Here is a 21,368-nt window from a genome sequence, read left to right as displayed (position 1 = left end):
TTCTGCGATCTATTTTGCCTTATTTTCGCGCGCAACCCCAACGCCAAGACAGCTCTGTTATCCCGCGATTGCAGGGAATACACAAGTAAAAACGGCTCCTTAAGGAGCCGTTTTTAACTACAAGAAGGGATTACTTCTTGGCGTCGTCAGCAGTCGGCTTCTCGATAGCCAGCAGCTCAACGTCAAACACCAACACGGCGTTCGCCGGAATGGAGCCTGCACCGTGCTCGCCATAGGCCAGCTTGGACGGCAGGAAGAACTTGAACTTGGAGCCAACCGGCATCAGCTGAACGCCTTCGGTCCAACCCGGGATAACCTGGTTGAGCGGGAAGGTAGCCGGCTCGCCGCGATCGACGGAGCTGTCGAACTTGGTGCCGTCGGTCAGGGTACCGGTGTAGTGAACCTTGACGATGTCGGTAGATTTCGGCTTGGCGCCAGAGCCCATCTTCTCGACCACGTATTGCAGGCCGGATTCCGTGCTCTTCACACCCTCTTTCTTGGCGTTGGCAGCCAGGAACTCTTCGCCCTTCTTCAGATTCTCAACGGCGTCTTTCTCGGCCTTGGCCTTGGTCAGCTCGTTGATCTTGGCGTCGTAATCCTGCAGTACCTTCTGGATCTCTTCATCAGTCATCTTGGCTTCTTTGCCCAGACCGTCAGTCACCCCTTTCAGGATCACGGCGTTGTCCAGTTTGATGCCCAGTTCCTGCTGACGCTCCAGGGTATTGGCGATGTAACGACCCATGGAGAGGCCAATTGCGTAGCCAGATTGCTCTTCAAAGCTCTTGGCTTCGGCCTTGGTCGCCTCTGCCGGCTTGCTGGCTTCTGCCTTCACTTCGGCGGTATTGGCCGCAGCAGGCTTCTCGTCTTTTTGGCAAGCAGTCAGACCGACGGCAACGGCCGCCGCCAACAGGGACACCTTCAGAAATTTGTTCATCAGTTTCTCCAAACTCCAAATACCGCTCTCGGTTCCATCGTGAAATGAGAGGTTTATCGTGATAAGCGCCTTATACTAACGCCGTGATCGCAGGTAACAAAAGCGTGAGACCGCAAAAATGATAAAAAGTGCCATTTATCTGGTGAGCCTCTGTTTAATGCTCACCGGTTGCGAGCAGAGCTCCCAACCCAACCAGCAAATGACCCTCGCCAGCACGGGTCTGCTGACCGCAGATCTCTCCAGTGATGGCAAGCAGGCCATCGTCTCCAGCATCAGCCAGGGCATCATCGTCTGGGATCTGGAACAGAACCGTCAACGCTGGCGCTGGAAACAGTCCGATTCACCGGATGATCTAGTCTCCATCGTCCGTTTTGCCCAAGGAGATGGTTTCGCCGTTACCGCCACGGCGACCACCTTTGCCACCTGGCGGCTTCAGGACGGGCAGTCACAAGGCTACTACTCGCTTCCTGAATCCAGGCTGAGGGATATTGCCCTCTCGGCGGATGGCCGTAATGTGCTGATCGGGCGGGAAGATGGCAAGGCAGAGTGGCTCGATACCCGAAGCGGGCGGCGCCTGCAGTTTCTGGGGCACACCGAACAGATCAATACGGTGGATCTCTCCGCCAACGGTCGCTACGCCCTGACCGGCGGCAACGACTACAGCGCCTATCTGTGGGATACCCGTAGCGGGCAGGTGATCTGGCGGTTCAACCATGGTGGCCGGGTGATCATGGCCAGACTGGAGCCGAGCGGCCGCTACGCCTTCACCGCCGACAGCAGCCGGGCCAGCATCTGGGATCTGAAAACCGGCAAGGAGGTGAGTCAACTGCAATATGATCACCGCTTCGAGGTCTACACCAGCGCCCGCTTTGCCAACGATGGCAAGTGGCTCATCACCGGCGCCCCTTCCCGTCAGCTCTCCCTGTGGCAAGTGAGCGATGGTGCCCTGCTGCAGAGCTGGCGCGTCTCGCCGCAACCCAAGGTGAAACCGCCCAGCGCAGTAGTCTACGGCGTCGCTTTGCGCGACAATAGCCACCTTGTCAGTGCCAGCTCCAGTGGTCTGGCCGAAATCTGGACAATCAAGTAAGGACCCGAAGGCCCATGAGTCAGCAACTTAACGATCGCATCGAAACCCTGGAAACCCGTCTCGCCTATGCGGAGTACACCATAGAGCAGCTCAACGACGAGGTAACCACCCAGGGCCGTGAAATCGATCGACTCAAATACCAGATCCAGCTGCTGATCGACAAACTGCAAAGCGTACAGCCCAGCCAGATTGCCAGCATGGCCGAAGAGACCCCGCCGCCGCACTACTGATCCGGTGCCATCTCTGGTCAGGCAACATGGCTTGGCATAGCTGTCAGCCAATAAAAAAAACCCGCGTTCACGCGGGTTTTTTTATCATCGGCATGGCCGTGATCAGTGGTGATGGCCCTTGCCACCACAACCGCCGCCACCGCAGCAGCCGCCGTGACCATGGTCGTCACCGTGGTCGTGGCCATGATCGTGACCGTGGCCTGCACCGCCGCAGCAACCGCCGTGGCCGTGATCCTCATCGTGGTCGTGACCATGGCCACCACAGCAGCCGCCGTGATCGTGGTCATGACCGTGATCGTGACCGCAACCACCGGCACCGTGAACGTGGCCGTGGGCCAGCTCTTCGGCAGTGGCGGCACGCACGTCCTTGATCTCGACCTTGAAGCCCAGGGTTACGCCTGCCAGCGGATGGTTGCCATCCACTTTGACGAACTCTTCGGACACTTCAACCACGGTCACCGGACGGTGACCATCGTCGGTTTCAGCCACAAAAGTATCCCCTTCGGAGACTTCCATGCCGTCGAACAGCTCGCCCGGTACTTCTTGTACCAGTGTCTCGTCATATTCGCCGTAGGCCTGGCTCGGTGCCAGAGTCACTTCGAAGGCTTCACCTACCGCGCGACCTTCCAGCTCGGCTTCCAGGCCAGAGACCAGGTAACGGGTGCCGTGCAGATAGACCAGCGGCTCTTTGCCGACAGTGCTGTCGATGACTTCACCGTGCTCGTCGGTGACTGTGTATTCCAGCGTAACCACGCTCAGAGGAGCTACTTTCATGTCAGGATCCTGCGGATAGAAAAAAACGGGCTCAGAATACCCTAAAAAGCGGGCCGCGCATATGCCGTGCGGCGCCACGGAGTGACGAAAAAAACGGCAACAGCGTCAGCGAGGAGACCCGCACTCCACCCGCCGTTGCCACATCAGGGGCGAAACACCCCGATCACCTCTTCCGCCTCGCGAGTCTGCTTGTCGACCTCGGCAGGCGTTTGTACCTGGGTATCGCCACAGGCGACGCAGGTCACCTTCTCGACTCCATGCTCCAGATACAGCATCATGTTGTCCAACTTGCCGCACGCCGGGCAGACTGCACCGGCAATGAAGCGTTTTTTACGTCTGGTTTCCATATTTGTTACCTCCAGGCAGCATCATATCAGGGTTTTTACATGCATCACGCCATCGAGTATCACCATTTTTCCTGCCAGGGCCTGCACGCCGGCAACCGCAAACGAACTCCGGTCGGGCAGCTGTTGCGGATCACCCGGGGCGCCGCGCTGCTGAGACTGGGCCAACATGAGCTGTTGCTGCCGGCAGGCAGCAGCTTCTGGCTCTGCGCCGATGCCCTTGCGGCCTTCAGCCCCCTCAGCGGTTGCGAGTACGATCAGCTGAGCGTCTCTTTGCGCGTGGCTCAGCCGCAGCAGGCAGGCTGGCTACAAGCCACTCCGCTGCTCGATGCCCTGCTCGACTCTCTGGCCCAGTGGCAACGTCCGAAAGAGTGGCAAGGGGCCTACGGTCAGCGACTGCAGGTGATCCTGGATGAGCTGCAACAGTGCGCCATCAGCCAGCAGGGTTACGGTAAGCTGCAAGCCTGTTGGCAAGCGCTGGCCAATGGCCAGCCGGAGTCTCTGCAACTGTGGGCACAACAAGCCGATGTGCCGGTGGAAGGGAGTGAATTGCAACAACAGTGGCAACTGCTGCAGGCGCTCAGATTGCTCAAGGGCGGCAGCAAACCCGCGCAGGTGGCCAGCAAGCTGGGTTATGCCGATGAGGCCACACTACAAGCTGCCTGCCAACGCTGGGGAGTGGTACAAGATTAGGGGGAATAGGGCCGTCCGAAGCCAATGAGCTAAAATCTTGGCTGATTGAGTCCAGCTTTTTGCCAGATGGCCGTTAACAAAGGGGCCATCGCCCCCGCAATCCTTTATGCTAGAGGCCAGAAATGACAGCCACAGTTTCGACCAACAGGACACCTGCCATGACGAGCAAAGCCAATCAATCACAGGGCATGTTGCTGTTTCATCTCTCTGCCAAGCAATCTTTTGCCATCGGCACTCTCAAGGTGAAGGAGATAGTGCCCTACACCCAGCTGACGGCAATGCCCCACTCGCACCCGACCGTGTTGGGGGCCGCCAATATGCGCGGCTCCACCATTCCGGTGATCGACATGGCGATGGCGGTGGGCTATCGCCCCATCAGCAAGGAGGAGATGCCCCACTGCTTCATCATCATTACCGATTGCCGCCGCACTCTGGTGGGTTTTCTGGTACGGGGCATCGACAAGATCACCGAGTGCAACTGGCGCGATATCGAGTCACCTCCCGCCGCCCTCGGCCACAATGTGTTTGTGACTGGTGTCACCCGGGTCAATGACCAGCTGATCCAGCTGCTGGATGTGGAGCTGATCCTCTCCCGGGTCTATCCGGACGATCCGAGCCACCTCTATCCGGTGCTGACCGATGTGCAGCGGGAGCGGATCAAGCCGATGCGGATCCTGCTGGTTGATGACTCCTCGGTCGCCCGTCGCCAGCTGATGGCAGCCCTCGATTACATCAATATCCCTTATGAGGTCTGTACCAATGGCAAGGACGCACTGACCCTGATGCAACAACGTGCCAGCCAGCAGACCCCCATCGATATTCTGGTGAGCGATATCGAGATGCCTGGGCTCGATGGCTACGAGCTGGCCTTCGAGGTACAGAGCGACAGCAAACTGGCGGGGGCCTACATCATCCTGCACACCTCCCTCTCCAGCGAGATCAGTGTGGAGCGGGCCCATCAGGTGGGCGCCCATGAGGCGCTGACCAAGTTCGAGGCCAACGAGCTGATCCAGGCCATGTTGCGCGGTGCCGAACATCACGATCGCCTGCTGAAATAAGCCAATGACTGGCGGGAGCTGAACACCTCTCGCCCCTCTATCTTCGACCCAGACCGACGACGCCATGCTGACCGAAAGCCACTTCCACGCCCCCTGGTGGGCCCGCAATCCTCATCTGCAGACCATATTGCCCAAATGGCTGCGCCGGACTCCGGCCCGATTTGTGGCCGAGCGCTTCGAACTGACTGACGGGGATTTTGTCGATCTCGCCTGGAGCGGCGAGATCACGACAGATTCGCGACCACTGGTGGTGGTCTTTCACGGGCTGGAGGGGAGCATTCACTCCCACTATGCCAAGGGATTATTCACCCATCTGCAGCAAGAGGGCAGAGAGGCCGTGCTGATGCACTTTCGTGGCTGCAGCGGCGAGCCCAATCGCCACCTGCATGCCTATCACTCCGGCACCATCGGTGATGCGCAGGAGCTGATTGCCGAGCTGAGCCAACGCTTCCCGGGCAAACCGCTGATCGCCATCGGCTTTTCACTGGGTGGCAATATGCTGGTCAACTTGCTGGCACGGGCCTGTCCTGCGGCATTGAAAGCGGCAGTGGTAGTCTCGGCCCCGCTGCAACTGGCCAGCTGTGCCGAACGGGTCAATCAGGGTTTCTCAAAGGTCTATCAGAACTATCTGCTGCGTACCATGCGCCGCAATTTGCTCAGCAAGATCAGCCAACAGCAGAAAGCGAGTGAACGCTGGCAGCCCCGGCAAGTGGAGCAGATTGCCACCCTGCGCGATTTTGACGAACTGGTCACCGCTCCGCTGCACGGCTTTCACAGTGCCAGCCACTACTACCAGAGCTGCTCGGGACTACCGCTGCTGGCTCAAATCCCCATCCCGACCCTTATCCTGCACGCCGCCGACGATCCCTTTATGTCACACGCGGTCATTCCCCGGCCGGATCAACTCTCGCCCACGGTGCGCTATGAGCTGAGCCAGCGCGGCGGCCATGTCGGTTTTCTGCATGGCACGCCCTGGCGGCCAAAGTTCTGGCTGGATGAGCGGATCAGTCACTGGATTGCCGAACAGACTCAGGGAGCGGTGCAGAACTGATTGCGCCCCCCAGCCTTGGCCATGTAGAGGGCCTGGTCGGCCCGCGCCAGTAGCTGCTCACCACTCTCCCCGCCTTCCAGTGTCGCGATCCCCTGACTGATGGTCACCCGACTGGCAACATCGGATGCCAGATGCTCAAGCTGCAATTCGGCCAGCCCATCCTGCAGCCGCCGCGCTACCGCAGCGGCGCTCTGACTGTCGGCATCGGGCAGTAGCAACACAAACTCCTCGCCGCCATAACGGGCGGCCAGATCCGCCTCACTGCGCACCGAACGCATCATCAACTGCGCCACCTCCCGCAGGCAGAAATCCCCCGCCTGATGGCCATAGTGATCGTTAAAGCGTTTGAAGTAGTCCACATCGATGAGGATAAGGGCAAGCGGGGCGCCGCTCGACTGACTATGGGCTTTGCAGCGTTCGAGCTCCTGACTGAAGTGGCGCCGATTGGCAAGACCAGTCAGTGGATCCTGCTTGGCCAGTGCATCGAGGCGCCGCAACAGGGCCAGATTGTCATGCTCACGCATCACGGCCAATTCAAACCAGCGATGCAGCATCCGGCGACCAACCTCCAGCGCCATTATGGTACATACCACCTCAAGCAGATAAAGCTGCGGAAAATCCACCTCCAGCCACCACAAACGCGCAACGCCAAATAGCAACGGTACACTGAGATAGGCATACAACACGCGTCGGTCGGGATAAAACGCGATCAGCGCAGCCAGTAAATTGAGGCGCATGATCCCGTTGGCATAACTTGCCCCTCCTCGCAGCTCAACTTCACCAATGGTGAAGATATGCAGCGTCCAGACGCCCCCCCAGACCAGCATTACGACCAATGCGCACCATAGCCAGACTCGATCCTGCAGATGATTGCAGAGCAGGGCTGCAACCGGCAGCAGCAGCAGCACGACCATGACAAAGCCCAGCTCACTCTGAAAGCGCCATGGCAGAGTACCGTCACTGGCCAGGCCTGCCTGGCTGTAGACCTGGTAGCGTATCGCCAGAAACAGCACAACCAGCCAGTTCAGCAACCAGAACCAGACCATGCCGCGACTGATGGCCTGGCGACGAGCAAGATCCATGTGAGCCGATATCGTTGAGGGGGCCCGGCGTTGCTCTTCAGACAACATGTCTCACACTCCACGAAACGCGTAAAAAGAGGTTGCACTCATTTTATTGCGCACAACAATAGCTGACGGTTATACCCTTTTGCATCGAGATCCCTTCATGATAATCCCCTGGCAAGCGTTGGATGCCGATACCCTGACCAACCTGATCGAACAGTTTGTGCTGCAAGAAGGCACCGAATATGGCGAGCATGATGTTTCGCTTGAAGCCAAAGTCGCTATGGTAAGGACTCAATTACAGCAAGGCATCGCCGTGATCGTCTATAGCGAGTTGCATGAATCGGTCAATATTGTGCCACGCGATCGTTTCAACGAGCCGTCTTGACCATCTCGGGTTCACGCCCGTATAACGAAACTCCCAAGGAAGAGAGCATTCTATGTCGGCCAAGCATCCCATTATCGCCGTCACCGGGTCGTCCGGTGCCGGTACCTCTACCTCCACCATCGCCTTTCGATCCATGTTCCACCAATTGGGTTATCAGGCAGCCGTGGTGGAAGGTGACAGTTTTCACCGCTACACCCGCCCCGAGATGGATGTGGCAATCCGCAAGGCGCGTGAACAAGGACGCCACATCAGCTATTTTGGCCCCGAGGCCAATGACTTCGGCTTGCTGGAGAGCTTTTTTCAGGGCTATGGCCAAGATGGCACCGGCCAGTATCGCCGCTATCTGCACAGCTTTGACGAGGCGGTCCCCTTCAACCAGATGCCCGGCACCTTCACCCCCTGGCAGCATCTGCCGAGCGACACTGACCTGCTGTTTTATGAAGGGCTGCACGGTGGTGTGGTCACTGAGGATCACAACGTAGCCCGCCACGTGGACTTTCTCATCGGCGTGGTGCCCATCGTCAACCTGGAGTGGATCCAGAAGCTGATCCGCGATACCTCGGAGCGCGGCCACTCCCGTGAGGCCGTAACCGACTCCATAGTCCGCTCCATGGATGATTACATCAACTTCATCACCCCGCAGTTCTCGCGCACCCATATCAACTTCCAACGGGTGCCGACAGTGGACACCTCCAATCCCTTCAGTGCCAAGGTGATCCCGAGTCTGGACGAGAGTATGCTGGTGATCCGGTTTCGCGGCATAAAACAGGTCGATTTTCCCTATCTGTTGTCGATGATCGACGGCTCATTCATGTCACGAATGAATACCATCGTCGTGCCGGGTGGCAAGATGGGGTTTGCCATGGAGTTGATCCTTAAGCCACTCATCCAGCAACTACTTGAAACCGGCAAGATCACTTAAGCCAAGGAGTTCACAATGCGGTTAGCGTTTATCTCTGTGGTATTGGCCGCCCTGCTTGGCGGCTGCAGCAGCGGGCCGACGGCCCCCACGCTGGAGTCCGGCACCATGCTGGTTCGTCCGATTGGCAACTGGACCTATGGCGCAACCCCGCGCTACGCCCTGGCCGAGCAGTATCAATTCGCCGGTGAGCTGGCGGAAGGGTGGCTGGAGCCGATGCAGCAGGCGGTGAGCCGGGAGCTCAATGGCAAGGGGTGGCAGAGTGCGCCGCTCGACGAGGCGGATCTGTGGGTCGCCATAGGCGTCGCGGGCGGCAAGGATATGAGCGATGGCGAGATTTTCGCCCGCCTCGGCATGACGCCCGGGGTCTATGCCTCGGCCAACCAGCGCAAAGGCTCGCTGGCCATAGTGCTGCTCGATCGCAAAACCCAGAAAGCAGTCTGGAGCAGCATCATCCAGCTGACCAGCGATGTAAGCATTGCTGATAGCCAACGTCAGGCGCTCAGCCAGCAGCTCGCTGCCGAACTGCTTCATAGCGTCCCGACCAATTAACAGTTAATGCTGGCTTATTGAAAAGGGATGGATAGAAAAACGGCTTGCCTCCCGGCAAGCCGTTTTTTGTGGTCTCACAGTTGTCTCACAGTTTTGTCCCAGTCTGGTCTTGGCCAGACTGGGACACGAAGCTGCACGCCTTCAGATATCTGTGGTCACTTATTTGAGCGTACAGGTCAGCAGCGTAACCCCTTTCTGGGTGAGGAGCGCCTGTTTCTCCTGATTCCAGAAGGTGGTCAGGCCGTCAGAATATTTGGCGCCAGACTCTGACTCCACACGCGCCAGTTTGTGGTAAACCCCGGCATAGGGGAACTGCACCATGTCAGCCTGGGCATCATAGGTAATGGCCAGCATCTCTTCGCCACACTGGTATTGGCTGTATTGATACTGGGTAGGTTGCGGGCTGCTGCACGCCGCCAGACCCAACAGGGGAAGCAGAGCGATCAATTTTTTCATTGCACTTTCCTTATGTGATGGCCTTATGTAATGGCCTTGTGCAGAGGCCTCATGTGACGGCCTTATGCCAGGGTACCAACGAAACAATCGTCAGTTATCAAGCTTCAACAATTTGATAACTATGGGTAATTTGTACCGCTTTTTCCAACATCAGGGAAACAGAACAGTATTTTTCCATCGACAGATCGACCGCTCTGGCCACCTGTTTCTCTGCCAATCCCTTGCCTGTCACCACGAAGTGCAGATTAATCTTCTCGAAAACCCGGGGCACGCTATCAACCCGTTCGCCACTGACCTCGACATGACAAGCGGTCACCGACTGGCGCGCTTTTTCTAGGATGGAGACCACATCAATAGAGCTGCAGCCACCGACCGCCAGCAGGATCATCTCCATCGGGCTGGCCCCCTCACCGGGGTTGGCTCCATCCAGGATCACCTTGTGACCGGATTCACTCTCACCCACAAACTTCATCCCTTCCACCCAGCTGACCTTGGCTTTCATCTCGCACTCTCTCCTGTTAATCGTGATGATGGATCCCTAGCATAACCCAGTCGCTTATCTCTGCCGAACAGGGGGAGTTGGGATGGAAATAGATCAAAATCAACATCTCCGACCTCTATCTTCCCTAGAATGGCCGAAGCAGCGCAGCAGGCATTACCCAAAGGGCTCTTGCAAAAGGGCGCAAAGCCTTGTCAGCACAGACAAAGGCTCTTATCCTACTGCGACTAATACAAGGAATGGCAAGATTGGCAGCTTGCCCGGACGCACAAGTCCATAAAAAGACACTACAGAGGAATTCTCATGGTTATTGGCAAACCGCAAAGCGATCCCACCCTGGAATGGTTCTTGTCGCACTGCCACATTCATAAGTATCCCGCGAAGAGCACCCTGATCCATGCGGGTGAAAAAGCGGAGACCCTCTACTACATCGTCAAGGGCACTGTGGCCGTCTTGATCAAGGACGATGAGGGCAAAGAGATGATCCTCTCCTATCTGAACCAGGGTGACTTCCTGGGCGAGATGGGGATGTTCGAGGAGAACGAGAATCCCGAGCGTTCCGCCTGGGTTCGCGCCAAAGGCTCTTGCGAAGTGGCCGAGATCTCTTACAAGAAGTTCCGCCAGCTGATCCAGGTCAACCCGGACATTCTGATGCGTCTCTCTGGCCAGATGGCCAAGCGCCTGCAGCACACCAGCCAGAAAGTGGGTAACCTCGCCTTCCTGGATGTGACCGGCCGGATCGCCCAGACTCTGCTCAACCTGGCCAAGCAGCCAGATGCCATGACCCACCCGGATGGCATGCAGATCAAGATAACCCGTCAGGAGATCGGCCAGATCGTCGGCTGCTCCCGTGAAACCGTGGGCCGCATCCTCAAGATGCTGGAAGAGCAGGAGCTCATCTCTGCTCACGGCAAGACCATTGTGGTATTTGGCACTCGCTGATGACCCGTCAGCAGGGCTGACTGAGGCCTTGGGATAAAAAAGGCTGCTACGGCAGCCTTTTTTGATCCTCTCCCCTATAATCCCGAACGCCCTTCACTGTTCCGGCATTCGCCCAGAGAGTTACTATGCACCTTCAATGTCCCCGTTGCCGCAGTCCGCTCCATCTTCATGAAGCCTCCCAGGGGCGCTATTGCGACAACAAGCATCACTTCGATCCGGCACCGGAAGGTTATCTGGATCTCATCCCCGGCAAGAAAAACCCCAAAGACAGCGACAGCCGTGCCCTGATGCGCGCCAAGCACCATTTCCTGGAAGCCGGCCACCAACTGCCGCTGGTCGAGGCCATGGCCTCCCTGCTCGCTCCCCTTGCCCCACAAGAGCTGGTTCATCTGGGATGTGGTGAAGGCTACTACTGCCGCGCGCTGGCAGAGCGCCTGCCCGGCTGGCAGTTTGCTGGGGTTGATATCGCCAAGAACACCATCTTTGCCGCCAAAAAAGCGCAGCCGGACGGCCAGTTTGTCATTGCCGATCCCGCTCGCGCGCCGTTGCAACCGGGCTCTGCTCAGGTGCTGCTGGTCAACGATCTCAAGGTCAAGACGGAACAGCTGGTCAGCTGGCTGGCCCCCGGTGGCTATCTGCTCTATCTGCAGCCGGGCCCGCGTCATCAGTGGCAACTGCGGGTCAGCCTCAATCCGGTGAGTATGGAACACCCTTTAAGCTGGCCCTCGCTTGCCGGTCTCCGGCTGGTAAGCCAGGAGCGCTGCCAGTTCCCTATCTCTATGGATCAGACCATGCGCGCCTTTATTCTGGAGACAAGCCGTCTCGGCTGGCGCGCCAACGGCGAACAGCGCCATGCCTTTATCCAGCAAGGTCCGGCACAGCTGGAACAGGATTTGCTGATGACACTGTGGCAAAAAGCAAGCTGACCGCCTGACAGGAGCACGGCAAGTGCTCCTGTCCCATTTTCCTCCCGCCACTCTTCTCCCCCTTCGTGATTCGCCTCACAACTTGAGTCATCGACCTTATTGGTCAGGCCAGCTTTAATGTCAAAACAGCCAATAGAGAATAATTCATTGAATTTAATCTCTTTTTAACCTGTCAAAAAACGTCATATCCAGTATCAACAGCGCCCTTCAGCACCAAATTAAACGACGACAGATTCAGGCCCAGTCAAGGTTCAAGCGCCTACCGTGTGGCTATCGGACCCTTTCCGATTTCCATAGAACCGACCACAGGTTCGGAAGTGTTTACATCAGAGGAAATAAGGATATGAAAAAGTCTGCACTGACTATGGCCATCTCCAGCTTGCTGCTGGCCAGTGGCGCCCACGCTGCTACCGTTTACAACCAGAACGACACCAAGCTGGATATCGGTGGCCGTGCCCAGGGTGCCTACTACGGCACTGACAACAACAGCGCCGAAGGAGATCAGAGCTACTTCCGTCTGCACGTTGCTGGCGAGACCAAGATCGCTCCCGAGATGAAGGCATTCGGCTTTGCCGAATACAACCTGCCGACCTCCGGTTCTGACAACGATGAACTGCGTTACGCCTATGCCGGCATCCAGCACGATCGCTTCGGTGCCTTCAGTTATGGCCGTCAGGATGGTCTGTTCACCAAGGCCGTAAACAACTATACCGACGTACTGCCCGAATGGGGTGGTGATGGCCTGGGCAAAGATACCGAAGTATTCGGTACCGGCCGTACCAACGGTCTGGCTCAGTACATCTTCAACTACGAAGGTCTGACTCTGGGTGCCCAGTTCACTGGTAACAATAACCCGCAAAATGCTGGCCGCAGCGCCATTGCCGAGTCCTTCAACGGTAACCTCTACAACGGTGAGAGCTGGAACAGCACTGGTTCCAAAGAGGGCTTTGCCTTCTCTGCCAACTATGACTTCGATATGGGTCTGAGCCTGGGCGCTGCATACAACCAGGCTGGCAAAACTGCCGAACAGGCCCGCTACGCAGCCTTTGGCGGCGAGAAAGATGCCAAGCTGATGGGCTTCGGTGCCAAATATGCTGCAGGCGACCTCTATCTGGCGGCAACCTATTCCCACGGTGAGAACCACCTGTTCGTCAACAACGGCTACGCCGAGAAGATGGATGGTTACGAAGCCGTTGCCCAGTACACCATCGGCAAGTTCAAGCCTTCTCTGGCTTACCTGCGCACTGACGTCAAAGATACTGCCCACGGCATTGACGACACCTACACCGAGTACGTATCCATCGGTGCCTGGTACAACTTTACCGAGAACTTCAACGCCTACGTTGACTACAAGCTGAACCTGCTTGACTCTGTTGATGGCAAGTCCACCAACTCTCTGGGCAAGAACACCGACGACGTTGTTGCTGTCGCCCTGCAGTACAACTTCTAAAAGGTTGACTGTCGGTTATACCCTGTGAAACCAATGTCTACTGTTTGAATTTCTTCCGGCCGCTCTGCGGCCGGTTTTTTATTGCGCGTTTTCAGCACCTTGCATATAACTATCGAGCGGATAGCTGTAATTTCAGCCCGTTGGACAAGCAAGGATGCGCAAAGAGGGGAGCAGGGATGACAGAGTTACTCGGAAAACGGTGGGGGCCACTGTGGCCAGTGTTACTGTTGCTGGTGAGCATCGGCTGGAGCGGGAATAGCGCCGCCAGTAGTGAGCGCAACCTCTATCAGCAGCTTGGGCTGGCCGGCAAACTCGACAGACAAACCTTTCAAAAAGCCCTTGTCAGCTATCAAAGCGTACGCAGCAAGCAAAAATCCATCCTGACCATCATTGATTACAGCAAGCCTTCGACTCAGCGCAGGCTGTTCGTCATCGACATGAAACGTCACAAACTGCTTTATCACACCTGGGTAAGCCATGGCCGCAACTCAGGTGAACTAGCCGCAGAGCGCTTTTCCAACCAGCTCAACTCCCGACAAAGCTCCCTCGGCGTCTATCGTACCGCAGAAACCTACTTGGGCAAGCATGGCTACTCCCTGCGGCTGGATGGACTCAGCCCCGGCAAAAACTGCAATGCCCGCAAACGTGCCATCGTGGTGCATGGCGCCGCCTATGCCAGCCCAAACCATCTGCGCAAATATGACAAACTGGGCCGCAGCTGGGGCTGTCCCGCCCTGCCAAAGGAACAAGCCAGGGCCATCATAGATACCATAAAAGGGGGCAGTGTCATCTACGCCCACGGCTAGCGGGCACAACACCATAAAACACAAGGCCAGCAATCGCTGGCCTTGTTTGTCACGCTCTCACACTAAACGGGACGAGTTATTGGCGCACCACCAGGACCGGGCACGGAGCATGACGCACCACGGATTCGGCAACGCTGCCTACCAGCAGATGGCTGATGCCGGAGCGGCCGTGACTCCCCATAACGATCAGTTCAACCTCGTCTTCCTTGGCCTGGATAATGATTTCATCCGCTGCCCTACCAAAGCGAATATCAAACGTTGCCGGAATAGGCAGGGTGGCAATCAGCTCTTTGAGTTGGGCTCTGGCCTGACGCTCCATTTCGTGAGTGATCTCAACGGCTGTCATATGAAGAATTTTGTAACTGTCAAAGCCGTGCAGTTGGTCTACGACATGGATCAGCTTGAGCTGGGCCTCATGGCTCTGCGCCATGAATACGGCATAGTCGAGTACCGCCCGGGACATTTGGGAAAAATCGACAGGACAAAGCAGAGTTTTGATCGATGGCATAATGCAGTCTCCTCTACTGATTGGGGTACTATTGAATCTTGAGTTCATCATAACCATCAGATTGAAAATAACTCTCGACCCTGTCGCAAAATGAACATCAGGGATTTTTTCTGTACGCCGTCGCCATCAATGCCATGGTATAAAGTAGGGTATCAGTGTTTTTTCCTCTGCCCCAGCGAGGCCAGCTCTGACCATGCTACGCATCTGTCTGTTGCTCTGTTGTCTGTTCACTGCGGCGAATTGCCGGGCAGAGTCTATTGACGTTTATTGCGATGATTGGCCCGGTTTTTGTCAAAAGGATGGCAAAGGCCTCTATCTGGATCTGGTGCGAGCCATCTACCAGCCTCACGGCTATCAGGTAACCCCCCATATTGTGCCCTATAAGCGCGCTCTCGCTGTCATTGCAAAAAAAGGGGGAGATATCGCCATGGGGGTATATCGCGATGAAGTCTCCGGCGTCCAGCAATCTCGCTATCCGGCATCAGCGGATGACCTGACCGTGTTCATGCTCAAGAAATGGCAACCCCAGTGGCAAGGGGAGAAAAGTCTGGAAGGGCAAACCGTGATATGGCGGCGGGGCTGGGCATTCGACAAGTACATTGCGGTCACCATGCAGTGGCATGAAATTGACAGCGATGAGCTGGCCCTGCAACTGCTTGGTAAAGAGCGATATCGCTATTACCTCACTGCCGGCGTGCTCTATGTGGATGAGGCTATCCCTCCCGAGCTGCATCGCGTCTTCCTGCGCTGGATCCCGACCTATCCCATTTTTGCCGATACCCAGCAAGGCAACCGGATGTTACAGCTCTGGGATAAGGGAATGGTTGAGTTGATCCGCAGCGGGGGTCTGGCAGAGATCTATAAGCACTATCAGCTCTATGACTACTATCAGGGTTTTATCGAAGAACTGGAACAGAAAGTGGCTGCCAGTCCTGCAGACTGAATGATAACGTTGCGCTAATTACTCTCCCCTCATTCCCTTGGCCAAGCGGTCGTAGAGGATCACATTGACCGAGGCCGCCAGATTCATACAGCCACTGGTCGGCACATAAACCACATCTTTCACCGCGCCATAGAGGGCAGGATCGAGCGTACCATCCTCCGGCCCGAAGATATAAAAAGCGCGTTCCGGATGGACATAGTCGGGGAGCGGTGTAGCGCCGTCGATCAGATCGACCACCACGGGCACGCATCCCTGCGGGATAAACGCCATCAGATCATCCACCCCGAGCAGCGGGATCTTCTCCACCATCTGCTTGGTATCAGTGGCAAAGCGGCGCGCCAGCTCGAAGCGGTTGCCGGTGTAGTAGACCTCGTCCACCCCGTAACAACCCGCAGCCCGCATCACGGAACCGACATTTTCCGGGGACTTGGGATTGACCAACCCCACGCAGCAGAATGCACTCTTTTCCATCATCTCTCCTCATCTTGCGACGGCCATTATAAGCCGTTGCAGGGCCACCGACCCGTTAAAAGTCCCCTCCCCAGCTAAACCGCTTGCCAACCCAGCTTTGAATGTCGATTTTTTGTGCGCAAGCCGACAAATTTTGTACAAGCCGATAGCCAGCAAACGTTTCCCAGCAATAATGGACAAACGTTTGTAAATGGATGTTTGTCTATGACTGAGCGTGAACAAGAGATCCTAGCCCTGCTGCGTCAGGATCCCATGATTGCCCAGCAGGATCTGGCCGATCGCCTCGGCATCAGCCGCTCCGCGCTGGCCAGCCACATCTCCAGCCTGATCCGGCAGGGATATGTGCAAGGCAGAGGTTATGTACTGCGAGAAGGCCCCTACGTAGTGGTGATCGGCGGTGCCAATATGGATATTTGTGGCACCAGCCATGACAACCTGCTGCTCGGCGACTCCAACCCGGGCAAGGTGCGCACCTCGGCAGGTGGTGTTGGCCGCAATATCGCCGAGAATCTGGCGCGGCTCGGCAGCGACACCCGGCTGCTTACAGCGGTCGGCAACGACCAGTATGGTCATCATCTGCTGGAGGTAAGCCAGCGGGCCGGCGTCGATGTGCGCCAGACCCTGGTGCTCGATGGCCACACTACCTCTTGCTACCTCAGCCTGCATGATGGCAGCGGCGAAATGAGCTGCGCCATCAACGACATGACCATCATAGAGCAGCTCACCCCTGCCCGCCTGACCCCGCTCGGTGGCTTTCTCGGCGGTGCCCGGCTTTGGGTGCTCGACACCAATCTGGCCATCCACACCCTCGACTGGCTGTTCGAGCGGCAGGGAGAGCACGCCATCTTTGTCGATACCGTTTCGGTGGCCAAGGTGGAGAAGATCCGCCCCTGGCTCGGCAAGATCCACACCCTCAAACCCAATCGCAGTGAAGCCGAGCAGTTGTGCGGCATGACCATCGCCGGGCCCGAAACCTGGCCCATGGTGGCCGCCTGGTTCCACCGCGCCGGGGTCAAGCGACTGTTCCTCAGTCTGGGTGAACAGGGGATCTTTTACAGCGATGGCGAGCAGCAGGGCCACCTGCCTGTGCTGGGTAGTCCGGTGCTCAACGTCACCGGCGGCGGGGATGCCTTTATGGCTGGCCTCGCCCACGCCTGGCTGCAAGAGCTCGACATTGCCCAAACCACCCGCTTTGCCTTGGGCTGCGCCGCCCTCACCGTCAATTGTTCCGATACCGTTTTTTCCGGTCTGAGCAAGACCGCCGTTGACCGCATACTGGAGGAGTACTCATGCTGAACGCTTACCTCGATATCCAACCGGAAGTGGCTGCCGCGCTAGCTGCTGGCAAACCGGTGGTTGCCCTCGAATCCACCATCATCTCCCACGGCATGCCCTATCCGCAGAACGTGGAGACGGCCCGTCAGGTGGAGCAGGTGGTGCGCGATAACGGATCCATTCCGGCCACCATCGCCATCCTCGATGGCCGCCTCAAGGTGGGACTGGATGCCGGTGCGCTGGAGGCCCTCGGTCGGGCTGGCCATGCGGTTACCAAGTGCAGCCGCCGCGACATTCCGTTCGTGCTGGCACGCAAGGGGATGGGGGCCACCACGGTCGCCTCCACCATGATCATCGCCGCCATGGCGGGGATCCGGGTCTTTGCCACCGGCGGGATCGGCGGGGTACATCGCGGTGCGCAGGAGACCTTCGATATCTCAGCCGACCTGCAGGAGCTGGCACAAACGCCGGTGGCCGTAGTCTGCGCCGGAGCCAAGTCGATACTCGATATCGGGCTGACCCTGGAGTATCTGGAGACCCAGGGCGTACCGGTGATCGGCTATCAAACCGAGGAGCTGCCAGCCTTCTACACCCGCGAGAGCGGCTTCAAGGTCGATTATCGCCTCGATACCCCGGCGGCCATCGCCGAGGCGCTGCGCCTCAAGTGGGAGCTGGGACTGGCGGGCGGCGCCGTGGTGGCCAACCCCATCCCGACCGCACACGCCATGCCGAAAGCTGATATCGACGCAGCCATTGCCCAAGCGCTGCGTGAAGCGGATGAGCAGGGGATCAAGGGCAAGGCGTCAACCCCCTTCCTGCTGGCCCGCGTCTGCGAGCTGACCGGCGGCAACTCACTGGCGGCCAACATTCAGCTGGTACTGAACAACGCGGCGCTTGGCGCCCGCATCGCCGCCGCGCTTTAATTGCACACCGATACCTCGCCATGTAAAAGAGGGCCTCGCGGCCCTCTTTGTTGTTTTTGCTATCTGCAGCGCTATTGCAACGCTGTGTTATTGCAGTACCACGCGCCCATTGAGGGGCTGCACCGGTCGGTTGTTGGGGTGGTGCATCACCGCCTTGAAGGCGTCGATCTGGGCCTGACTGACCTCAACCGGCTGCTTCATCACCAGCCAGCGCACCCCTTCCGAGCAGGGAGGCGTTGTAAGGGAACCGCTGAAGCGATAGTAGTCATGGCTTTCCGGCAGCAGTTGCTCAGCAGAGAGCGGCGCCTTGAGGGCCTGGATCTCCCCCACCTTGGCAGGTAATGCACTCCAAGCTGCCGCCAGCGCAGGATTGGCCTTGCCAGCCTCGAACATCACCGCCACCACGGCGATCTCTTCCTTGTCACTGACGTGCACCAGATGCCCTTCCAGCGGATAGGATTTGCCCTCGATGAGGTTTTCACTCGGGGCGTGGAAGTGGAACTGCTTGAGCTCAAACCTGGTGCCATCGAGTTGCAAAATGCTGCCCGGGGCATAACCGACCTGCACGGTATGACCATTGTTGACCACTGTGTTGCCACCCGCCTGATAGTGGAGTACCAGCGGGGCCAGTTTGGCCTCGACCAATCCGTTCAGGTCAACCGGCGACTGATTGCTACCCGCACACTGGCCAAACTCAGGGGTCAGCTTGGCCCAGTGGGTAGGCCCCGCCTCACCGCTATATTCCCAATGGGGGGTGGCAGCAAACACGACAGGGCACAGCAACAGGGAGCAGGCCAACAGAGACTTTCTCATCATACATCCTTATCTTGATTGAAAAGCACGACCATCCCCTCCCCCGGATAGCGGGGCATGCAGAGATGGTATATCTGATACGCGGGATACAGAACATCAGAGCGACTTTCTAATGGTAACGAGCACGGGTTGGTCAATCGGTTGGACCGCGGCTCAATACAGAGTCGTTTGGCAAGTATATGGTGAGGGATCGACAGAGACAGTGAAAGAGGGGGAAATTAATCAGCCGGCTATCCACTCATCGTCTGGCGGATACGGGGCAAGGTTCAGGGAGTCACGCTTTCATAACAACCATCCATCACAACCATCGCGGGAGTCCGGGCTCCCGCGATGGTTGACGATAACGGCAATTAACGGTCGCGATTCAACGCGATCAGACGATCAAGAATCGCTTCACCATCGGCACGCAAACCGTTGTGCTCATATTCATTGGTGATCCAGGCACGACTGTTGCCCAGGCCACGCAGGGTCTCGCGGCTGTAGTCAAACTCCACATACATATCCTCGGCATAGACGGCGCAGGCTACCGGCACCTTGTTGCGGGCCAATTGTGCCGGGTCATAGAGCGCCCCCCAGTCCGCCTTGTTGGCCAGCAGATGAGCCGCCTCTTTCAGGGGCAGCAACTCGCGAAACTGCTCGAACATCCAGGGGTAAACCATCTCGCCGGTGAAGGCGAAATCCTTGCCGGGCGCCCAGTTCACCGCAGGAAACTCCCCTCTGACCCGATCCGCCGCCCAGCGAGTCGCCTCCCCTTCGGCGTAGATAGCCTCGTGCAGAATGGCAAACAGCGGGTTGGTATTGAATGGCTGCATGCTCTGCACCTGATAGAGAAAGGCCGGGCTCAGCTTGTCACCGATAAAGGCCTCCTCCAGCAGGTAATAAAGCTCCTCGAAAGCACCCGTAGCGCCGAGATCCAGCCCTTGCTGCTGGAACTGCTCCACCGTCAGGCGCTGGCCGTTGGGCAGCCGCACATCGTGATGGTGCAGATGGTTGGCCAGCCGGTTGGAAATCCCCTGAGCGTGGGGGAAGCGGGCGAAGAAGGCACGGTTCTTGTCAGCCACCCTCTGGTAGGTGGCACGGTAAACCTCCTCGGCACTGCGGCTGATCGGCGCGATACCGCCGGTGATATAGACCTCCCGCAGGCTATCGGGGAAGAGCGAGAGATAGGTCAGGCAGCAAAAACCGCCAAAACTTTGCCCCAGCAGGCTCCAGCGATGCTTGGGGCTGAGCTCCTGCCGGATGAACTCAGCATCTTGCACTATGCTGTCGGCGCGAAAATGGCTGAGATACTCCGCCTGCTCGGTCGGTGTCATTTTGGCCAGAATATGCCCATGGATGGGGCTCGACATCCCGGTGCCACGCTGATCCAGCAGCAGCACTCTGAACTCCTGCAACGCCCGCTTGAGCCAACCACTGTTAGCCGTCGGGCGCGGCGCCCCGAATCCCGGCCCCCCTTGCAAAAACAGCAGCCAGGGCAACTTCTCATCGAGCTTGTCTTTACGGCAGAGGGTACGGGCAAACAGGGTAATGCTGTCACCATCCGGCTCATCATGATCGAGGGGAACGGTAAAAAAGTGCGGCTCGCAATGAATGCCGTCCAGTACATAGCTCAAGGGGCTGCTCATCTGGGATCTCTCCGTCAGGATGGGAACATCATTGATCCCATCATATCCCCGCCAGGCCACAGGGTCACTCAGGTTTTCCAAAATGTTAACAATGGCTTAAAGGTCGAAACATCACCCGACAAGCCGCTCTTCAACGGTGCTGAATTAATTGTTTTGCGAGGGAGATTGACGCCATGGCGCCATTCAACAAAGATGGCTCGCCTGCACAGGAGTGCAGCCATTCAGGCCGACAAAATAGATAAGGGAATGTGATGAAACCGAAGTGGATCAGGGCCAGAAAAAGAGAGAAGAAGCCATGCCCTGGCAGCATGCTGCAGACCGGAATGCTGCTGTTCAGTGCCACCTGTGGCGCAACGCTCTTTTTGGCAGCATGCAACAGCAACTAGAAATGAAAAAGCCCGCTCGATTGAGCGGGCTTTTCGAATTTGGCTCCTCCTACTGGACTTGAACCAGTGACATACGGATTAACAGTCCGCCGTTCTACCGACTGAACTAAGGAGGAATTGTGGTGCCCAGAGACGGAATCGAACCGCCGACACGGGGATTTTCAATCCCCTGCTCTACCGACTGAGCTATCTGGGCAACGGCGCGCATTAAACCCTTTCCAGCGCAGGGTGTCAACCATGATGGCACGATA

At 57.5% G+C, this 21,368-nt stretch carries 25 protein-coding genes and 2 tRNA genes; 15 read left to right on the top strand and 12 right to left on the bottom strand.

What is annotated here, in order from left to right:
• Positions 1–130: 130 nt before the first annotated feature.
• On the bottom strand, positions 131–934 hold the full coding sequence (fkpA, locus tag I6L44_RS00670) for an FKBP-type peptidyl-prolyl cis-trans isomerase (protein WP_216952987.1): 804 nt from the start codon (positions 932–934) through the stop codon (positions 131–133).
• 118 nt (positions 935–1,052) lie between these two features.
• On the opposite strand from fkpA, the gene I6L44_RS00665 reads away from it, so the two are divergent.
• Positions 1,053–2,021: a hypothetical protein gene (locus I6L44_RS00665; protein WP_216952986.1), complete on the top strand. Its 969-nt coding sequence runs from the start codon at positions 1,053–1,055 to the stop codon at positions 2,019–2,021.
• 14 nt (positions 2,022–2,035) lie between these two features.
• Complete coding sequence (locus tag I6L44_RS00660) at positions 2,036–2,251, top strand: SlyX family protein (RefSeq protein ID WP_216952985.1); 216 nt, start codon at positions 2,036–2,038, stop codon at positions 2,249–2,251.
• Between the two features lie 102 nt (positions 2,252–2,353).
• Here I6L44_RS00660 and slyD read toward each other — a convergent pair whose 3' ends face one another.
• Positions 2,354–3,025, bottom strand: a complete 672-nt coding sequence (gene slyD, locus I6L44_RS00655) for a peptidylprolyl isomerase (RefSeq protein ID WP_100645229.1) — start codon at positions 3,023–3,025, stop codon at positions 2,354–2,356.
• A gap of 143 nt (positions 3,026–3,168) precedes the next feature.
• On the bottom strand, positions 3,169–3,372 hold the full coding sequence (locus I6L44_RS00650; protein WP_005335287.1) for a YheV family putative zinc ribbon protein: 204 nt from the start codon (positions 3,370–3,372) through the stop codon (positions 3,169–3,171).
• A gap of 39 nt (positions 3,373–3,411) precedes the next feature.
• Here I6L44_RS00650 and I6L44_RS00645 point away from each other — a divergent pair, with 39 nt between their 5' ends.
• The 3 genes from I6L44_RS00645 to I6L44_RS00635 all read left to right on the top strand — a co-directional run bounded on the left by I6L44_RS00645 (position 3,412) and on the right by I6L44_RS00635 (position 6,171).
• On the top strand, positions 3,412–4,062 hold the full coding sequence (locus I6L44_RS00645) for a hypothetical protein (RefSeq protein ID WP_216952984.1): 651 nt from the start codon (positions 3,412–3,414) through the stop codon (positions 4,060–4,062).
• 158 nt (positions 4,063–4,220) lie between these two features.
• On the top strand, positions 4,221–5,120 hold the full coding sequence (locus I6L44_RS00640) for a chemotaxis protein (protein ID WP_216952983.1): 900 nt from the start codon (positions 4,221–4,223) through the stop codon (positions 5,118–5,120).
• A gap of 64 nt (positions 5,121–5,184) precedes the next feature.
• Entirely contained in the window at positions 5,185–6,171 is a 987-nt protein-coding gene (locus I6L44_RS00635; protein WP_216952982.1) for a hydrolase, read from the top strand.
• Here the strand turns inward: I6L44_RS00635 and I6L44_RS00630 are convergent.
• Entirely contained in the window at positions 6,150–7,253 is a 1,104-nt protein-coding gene (locus tag I6L44_RS00630) for a diguanylate cyclase (RefSeq protein WP_254204247.1), read from the bottom strand. The genes I6L44_RS00635 and I6L44_RS00630 overlap by 22 nt on opposite strands.
• Before the next feature lie 145 nt (positions 7,254–7,398).
• Here I6L44_RS00630 and I6L44_RS00625 point away from each other — a divergent pair, with 145 nt between their 5' ends.
• The 3 genes from I6L44_RS00625 to I6L44_RS00615 are packed head-to-tail and all read left to right on the top strand — an operon-like array spanning position 7,399 to position 9,094.
• The gene (locus I6L44_RS00625; RefSeq protein ID WP_216952980.1) at positions 7,399–7,623 is read left to right on the top strand and encodes a YheU family protein; all 225 of its coding nucleotides are present in this window, start codon (positions 7,399–7,401) and stop codon (positions 7,621–7,623) included.
• Positions 7,624–7,675: 52 nt separating this feature from the next.
• On the top strand, positions 7,676–8,545 hold the full coding sequence (locus I6L44_RS00620; protein WP_157162054.1) for a phosphoribulokinase: 870 nt from the start codon (positions 7,676–7,678) through the stop codon (positions 8,543–8,545).
• Positions 8,546–8,560: 15 nt separating this feature from the next.
• The gene (locus I6L44_RS00615; RefSeq protein ID WP_216952979.1) at positions 8,561–9,094 is read left to right on the top strand and encodes a DUF4136 domain-containing protein; all 534 of its coding nucleotides are present in this window, start codon (positions 8,561–8,563) and stop codon (positions 9,092–9,094) included.
• A gap of 159 nt (positions 9,095–9,253) precedes the next feature.
• Here the strand turns inward: I6L44_RS00615 and I6L44_RS00610 are convergent, their stop codons facing one another.
• The gene (locus I6L44_RS00610; protein WP_216952978.1) at positions 9,254–9,550 is read right to left on the bottom strand and encodes an MliC family protein; all 297 of its coding nucleotides are present in this window, start codon (positions 9,548–9,550) and stop codon (positions 9,254–9,256) included.
• Between the two features lie 97 nt (positions 9,551–9,647).
• Positions 9,648–10,052 carry an OsmC family protein gene (locus tag I6L44_RS00605; protein ID WP_216952977.1) on the bottom strand — a complete coding sequence of 135 codons (405 nt, stop codon included), beginning with the start codon at positions 10,050–10,052 and terminating at the stop codon, positions 9,648–9,650.
• A 300-nt stretch (positions 10,053–10,352) separates the two neighbouring features.
• On the opposite strand from I6L44_RS00605, the gene crp reads away from it, so the two are divergent.
• The 4 genes from crp (at position 10,353) to I6L44_RS00585 (ending at position 14,173) form a co-directional block, all read left to right on the top strand.
• Complete coding sequence (gene crp / locus I6L44_RS00600) at positions 10,353–10,991, top strand: cAMP-activated global transcriptional regulator CRP (RefSeq protein ID WP_005335304.1); 639 nt, start codon at positions 10,353–10,355, stop codon at positions 10,989–10,991.
• A gap of 125 nt (positions 10,992–11,116) precedes the next feature.
• The gene (locus I6L44_RS00595; RefSeq protein WP_216952976.1) at positions 11,117–11,917 is read left to right on the top strand and encodes a putative RNA methyltransferase; all 801 of its coding nucleotides are present in this window, start codon (positions 11,117–11,119) and stop codon (positions 11,915–11,917) included.
• A 343-nt stretch (positions 11,918–12,260) separates the two neighbouring features.
• A complete protein-coding gene (locus tag I6L44_RS00590; RefSeq protein WP_216952975.1) occupies positions 12,261–13,367 on the top strand; it encodes a porin in 1,107 nt (368 codons plus the stop codon).
• A gap of 176 nt (positions 13,368–13,543) precedes the next feature.
• Positions 13,544–14,173, top strand: coding sequence for a murein L,D-transpeptidase catalytic domain family protein (locus I6L44_RS00585; protein ID WP_216952974.1), 630 nt, complete (start codon positions 13,544–13,546; stop codon positions 14,171–14,173).
• Between the two features lie 76 nt (positions 14,174–14,249).
• Here the strand turns inward: I6L44_RS00585 and I6L44_RS00580 are convergent, their stop codons facing one another.
• Positions 14,250–14,681: a universal stress protein gene (locus I6L44_RS00580; protein WP_216952973.1), complete on the bottom strand. Its 432-nt coding sequence runs from the start codon at positions 14,679–14,681 to the stop codon at positions 14,250–14,252.
• Between the two features lie 193 nt (positions 14,682–14,874).
• Between I6L44_RS00580 and I6L44_RS00575 the strand changes: the two genes are divergently transcribed.
• Entirely contained in the window at positions 14,875–15,624 is a 750-nt protein-coding gene (locus tag I6L44_RS00575) for an ABC transporter substrate-binding protein (RefSeq protein WP_216952972.1), read from the top strand.
• A gap of 18 nt (positions 15,625–15,642) precedes the next feature.
• Here the strand turns inward: I6L44_RS00575 and I6L44_RS00570 are convergent, their stop codons facing one another.
• Positions 15,643–16,095 (bottom strand): RNA methyltransferase, encoded by a 453-nt coding sequence (locus I6L44_RS00570; protein WP_216954310.1) that lies wholly within the window; start codon positions 16,093–16,095, stop codon positions 15,643–15,645.
• Between the two features lie 204 nt (positions 16,096–16,299).
• On the opposite strand from I6L44_RS00570, the gene I6L44_RS00565 reads away from it, so the two are divergent.
• Both I6L44_RS00565 and I6L44_RS00560 read left to right on the top strand, forming a co-directional pair.
• Positions 16,300–17,391: a PfkB family carbohydrate kinase gene (locus tag I6L44_RS00565; protein ID WP_216952971.1), complete on the top strand. Its 1,092-nt coding sequence runs from the start codon at positions 16,300–16,302 to the stop codon at positions 17,389–17,391.
• Positions 17,385–18,293 carry a pseudouridine-5'-phosphate glycosidase gene (locus I6L44_RS00560; RefSeq protein WP_216952970.1) on the top strand — a complete coding sequence of 303 codons (909 nt, stop codon included), beginning with the start codon at positions 17,385–17,387 and terminating at the stop codon, positions 18,291–18,293. The genes I6L44_RS00565 and I6L44_RS00560 overlap by 7 nt, the downstream gene beginning before the upstream one ends.
• 87 nt (positions 18,294–18,380) lie before the next feature.
• Here the strand turns inward: I6L44_RS00560 and I6L44_RS00555 are convergent, their stop codons facing one another.
• The 4 genes from I6L44_RS00555 to I6L44_RS00540 all read right to left on the bottom strand — a co-directional run bounded on the left by I6L44_RS00555 (position 18,381) and on the right by I6L44_RS00540 (position 21,313).
• Positions 18,381–19,106 (bottom strand): carbonic anhydrase, encoded by a 726-nt coding sequence (locus tag I6L44_RS00555; RefSeq protein WP_216954309.1) that lies wholly within the window; start codon positions 19,104–19,106, stop codon positions 18,381–18,383.
• 350 nt (positions 19,107–19,456) lie between these two features.
• Positions 19,457–20,731 carry an alpha/beta hydrolase gene (locus I6L44_RS00550; RefSeq protein ID WP_216952969.1) on the bottom strand — a complete coding sequence of 425 codons (1,275 nt, stop codon included), beginning with the start codon at positions 20,729–20,731 and terminating at the stop codon, positions 19,457–19,459.
• 426 nt (positions 20,732–21,157) lie between these two features.
• A tRNA-Asn gene (locus I6L44_RS00545) sits at positions 21,158–21,233 on the bottom strand.
• Positions 21,234–21,237: 4 nt separating this feature from the next.
• A tRNA-Phe gene (locus I6L44_RS00540) sits at positions 21,238–21,313 on the bottom strand.
• Positions 21,314–21,368: the final 55 nt, after the last annotated feature.

Source organism: Aeromonas sp. FDAARGOS 1414 (genome assembly GCF_019047065.1).
Lineage (GTDB): Bacteria > Pseudomonadota > Gammaproteobacteria > Enterobacterales > Aeromonadaceae > Aeromonas > Aeromonas veronii_A.
Note: the sequence above shows the minus strand (reverse complement) of the source record. Positions and strands in the feature narration are given on the sequence as shown.

What these genes read in the sequence shown, in the direction of transcription:
- fkpA (WP_216952987.1), bottom strand. Translation starts at nt 934, where the DNA reads ATGAACAAATTTCTGAAGGTGTCCCTGTTGGCGGCGGCCGTTGCCGTC.
- I6L44_RS00665 (WP_216952986.1), top strand. Translation starts at nt 1,053, where the DNA reads ATGATAAAAAGTGCCATTTATCTGGTGAGCCTCTGTTTAATGCTCACC.
- I6L44_RS00660 (WP_216952985.1), top strand. Translation starts at nt 2,036, where the DNA reads ATGAGTCAGCAACTTAACGATCGCATCGAAACCCTGGAAACCCGTCTC.
- slyD (WP_100645229.1), bottom strand. Translation starts at nt 3,025, where the DNA reads ATGAAAGTAGCTCCTCTGAGCGTGGTTACGCTGGAATACACAGTCACC.
- I6L44_RS00650 (WP_005335287.1), bottom strand. Translation starts at nt 3,372, where the DNA reads ATGGAAACCAGACGTAAAAAACGCTTCATTGCCGGTGCAGTCTGCCCG.
- I6L44_RS00645 (WP_216952984.1), top strand. Translation starts at nt 3,412, where the DNA reads ATGCATCACGCCATCGAGTATCACCATTTTTCCTGCCAGGGCCTGCAC.
- I6L44_RS00640 (WP_216952983.1), top strand. Translation starts at nt 4,221, where the DNA reads ATGACGAGCAAAGCCAATCAATCACAGGGCATGTTGCTGTTTCATCTC.
- I6L44_RS00635 (WP_216952982.1), top strand. Translation starts at nt 5,185, where the DNA reads ATGCTGACCGAAAGCCACTTCCACGCCCCCTGGTGGGCCCGCAATCCT.
- I6L44_RS00630 (WP_254204247.1), bottom strand. Translation starts at nt 7,253, where the DNA reads ATGGATCTTGCTCGTCGCCAGGCCATCAGTCGCGGCATGGTCTGGTTC.
- I6L44_RS00625 (WP_216952980.1), top strand. Translation starts at nt 7,399, where the DNA reads ATGATAATCCCCTGGCAAGCGTTGGATGCCGATACCCTGACCAACCTG.
- I6L44_RS00620 (WP_157162054.1), top strand. Translation starts at nt 7,676, where the DNA reads ATGTCGGCCAAGCATCCCATTATCGCCGTCACCGGGTCGTCCGGTGCC.
- I6L44_RS00615 (WP_216952979.1), top strand. Translation starts at nt 8,561, where the DNA reads ATGCGGTTAGCGTTTATCTCTGTGGTATTGGCCGCCCTGCTTGGCGGC.
- I6L44_RS00610 (WP_216952978.1), bottom strand. Translation starts at nt 9,550, where the DNA reads ATGAAAAAATTGATCGCTCTGCTTCCCCTGTTGGGTCTGGCGGCGTGC.
- I6L44_RS00605 (WP_216952977.1), bottom strand. Translation starts at nt 10,052, where the DNA reads ATGAAAGCCAAGGTCAGCTGGGTGGAAGGGATGAAGTTTGTGGGTGAG.
- crp (WP_005335304.1), top strand. Translation starts at nt 10,353, where the DNA reads ATGGTTATTGGCAAACCGCAAAGCGATCCCACCCTGGAATGGTTCTTG.
- I6L44_RS00595 (WP_216952976.1), top strand. Translation starts at nt 11,117, where the DNA reads ATGCACCTTCAATGTCCCCGTTGCCGCAGTCCGCTCCATCTTCATGAA.
- I6L44_RS00590 (WP_216952975.1), top strand. Translation starts at nt 12,261, where the DNA reads ATGAAAAAGTCTGCACTGACTATGGCCATCTCCAGCTTGCTGCTGGCC.
- I6L44_RS00585 (WP_216952974.1), top strand. Translation starts at nt 13,544, where the DNA reads ATGACAGAGTTACTCGGAAAACGGTGGGGGCCACTGTGGCCAGTGTTA.
- I6L44_RS00580 (WP_216952973.1), bottom strand. Translation starts at nt 14,681, where the DNA reads ATGCCATCGATCAAAACTCTGCTTTGTCCTGTCGATTTTTCCCAAATG.
- I6L44_RS00575 (WP_216952972.1), top strand. Translation starts at nt 14,875, where the DNA reads ATGCTACGCATCTGTCTGTTGCTCTGTTGTCTGTTCACTGCGGCGAAT.
- I6L44_RS00570 (WP_216954310.1), bottom strand. Translation starts at nt 16,095, where the DNA reads ATGGAAAAGAGTGCATTCTGCTGCGTGGGGTTGGTCAATCCCAAGTCC.
- I6L44_RS00565 (WP_216952971.1), top strand. Translation starts at nt 16,300, where the DNA reads ATGACTGAGCGTGAACAAGAGATCCTAGCCCTGCTGCGTCAGGATCCC.
- I6L44_RS00560 (WP_216952970.1), top strand. Translation starts at nt 17,385, where the DNA reads ATGCTGAACGCTTACCTCGATATCCAACCGGAAGTGGCTGCCGCGCTA.
- I6L44_RS00555 (WP_216954309.1), bottom strand. Translation starts at nt 19,106, where the DNA reads ATGAGAAAGTCTCTGTTGGCCTGCTCCCTGTTGCTGTGCCCTGTCGTG.
- I6L44_RS00550 (WP_216952969.1), bottom strand. Translation starts at nt 20,731, where the DNA reads ATGAGCAGCCCCTTGAGCTATGTACTGGACGGCATTCATTGCGAGCCG.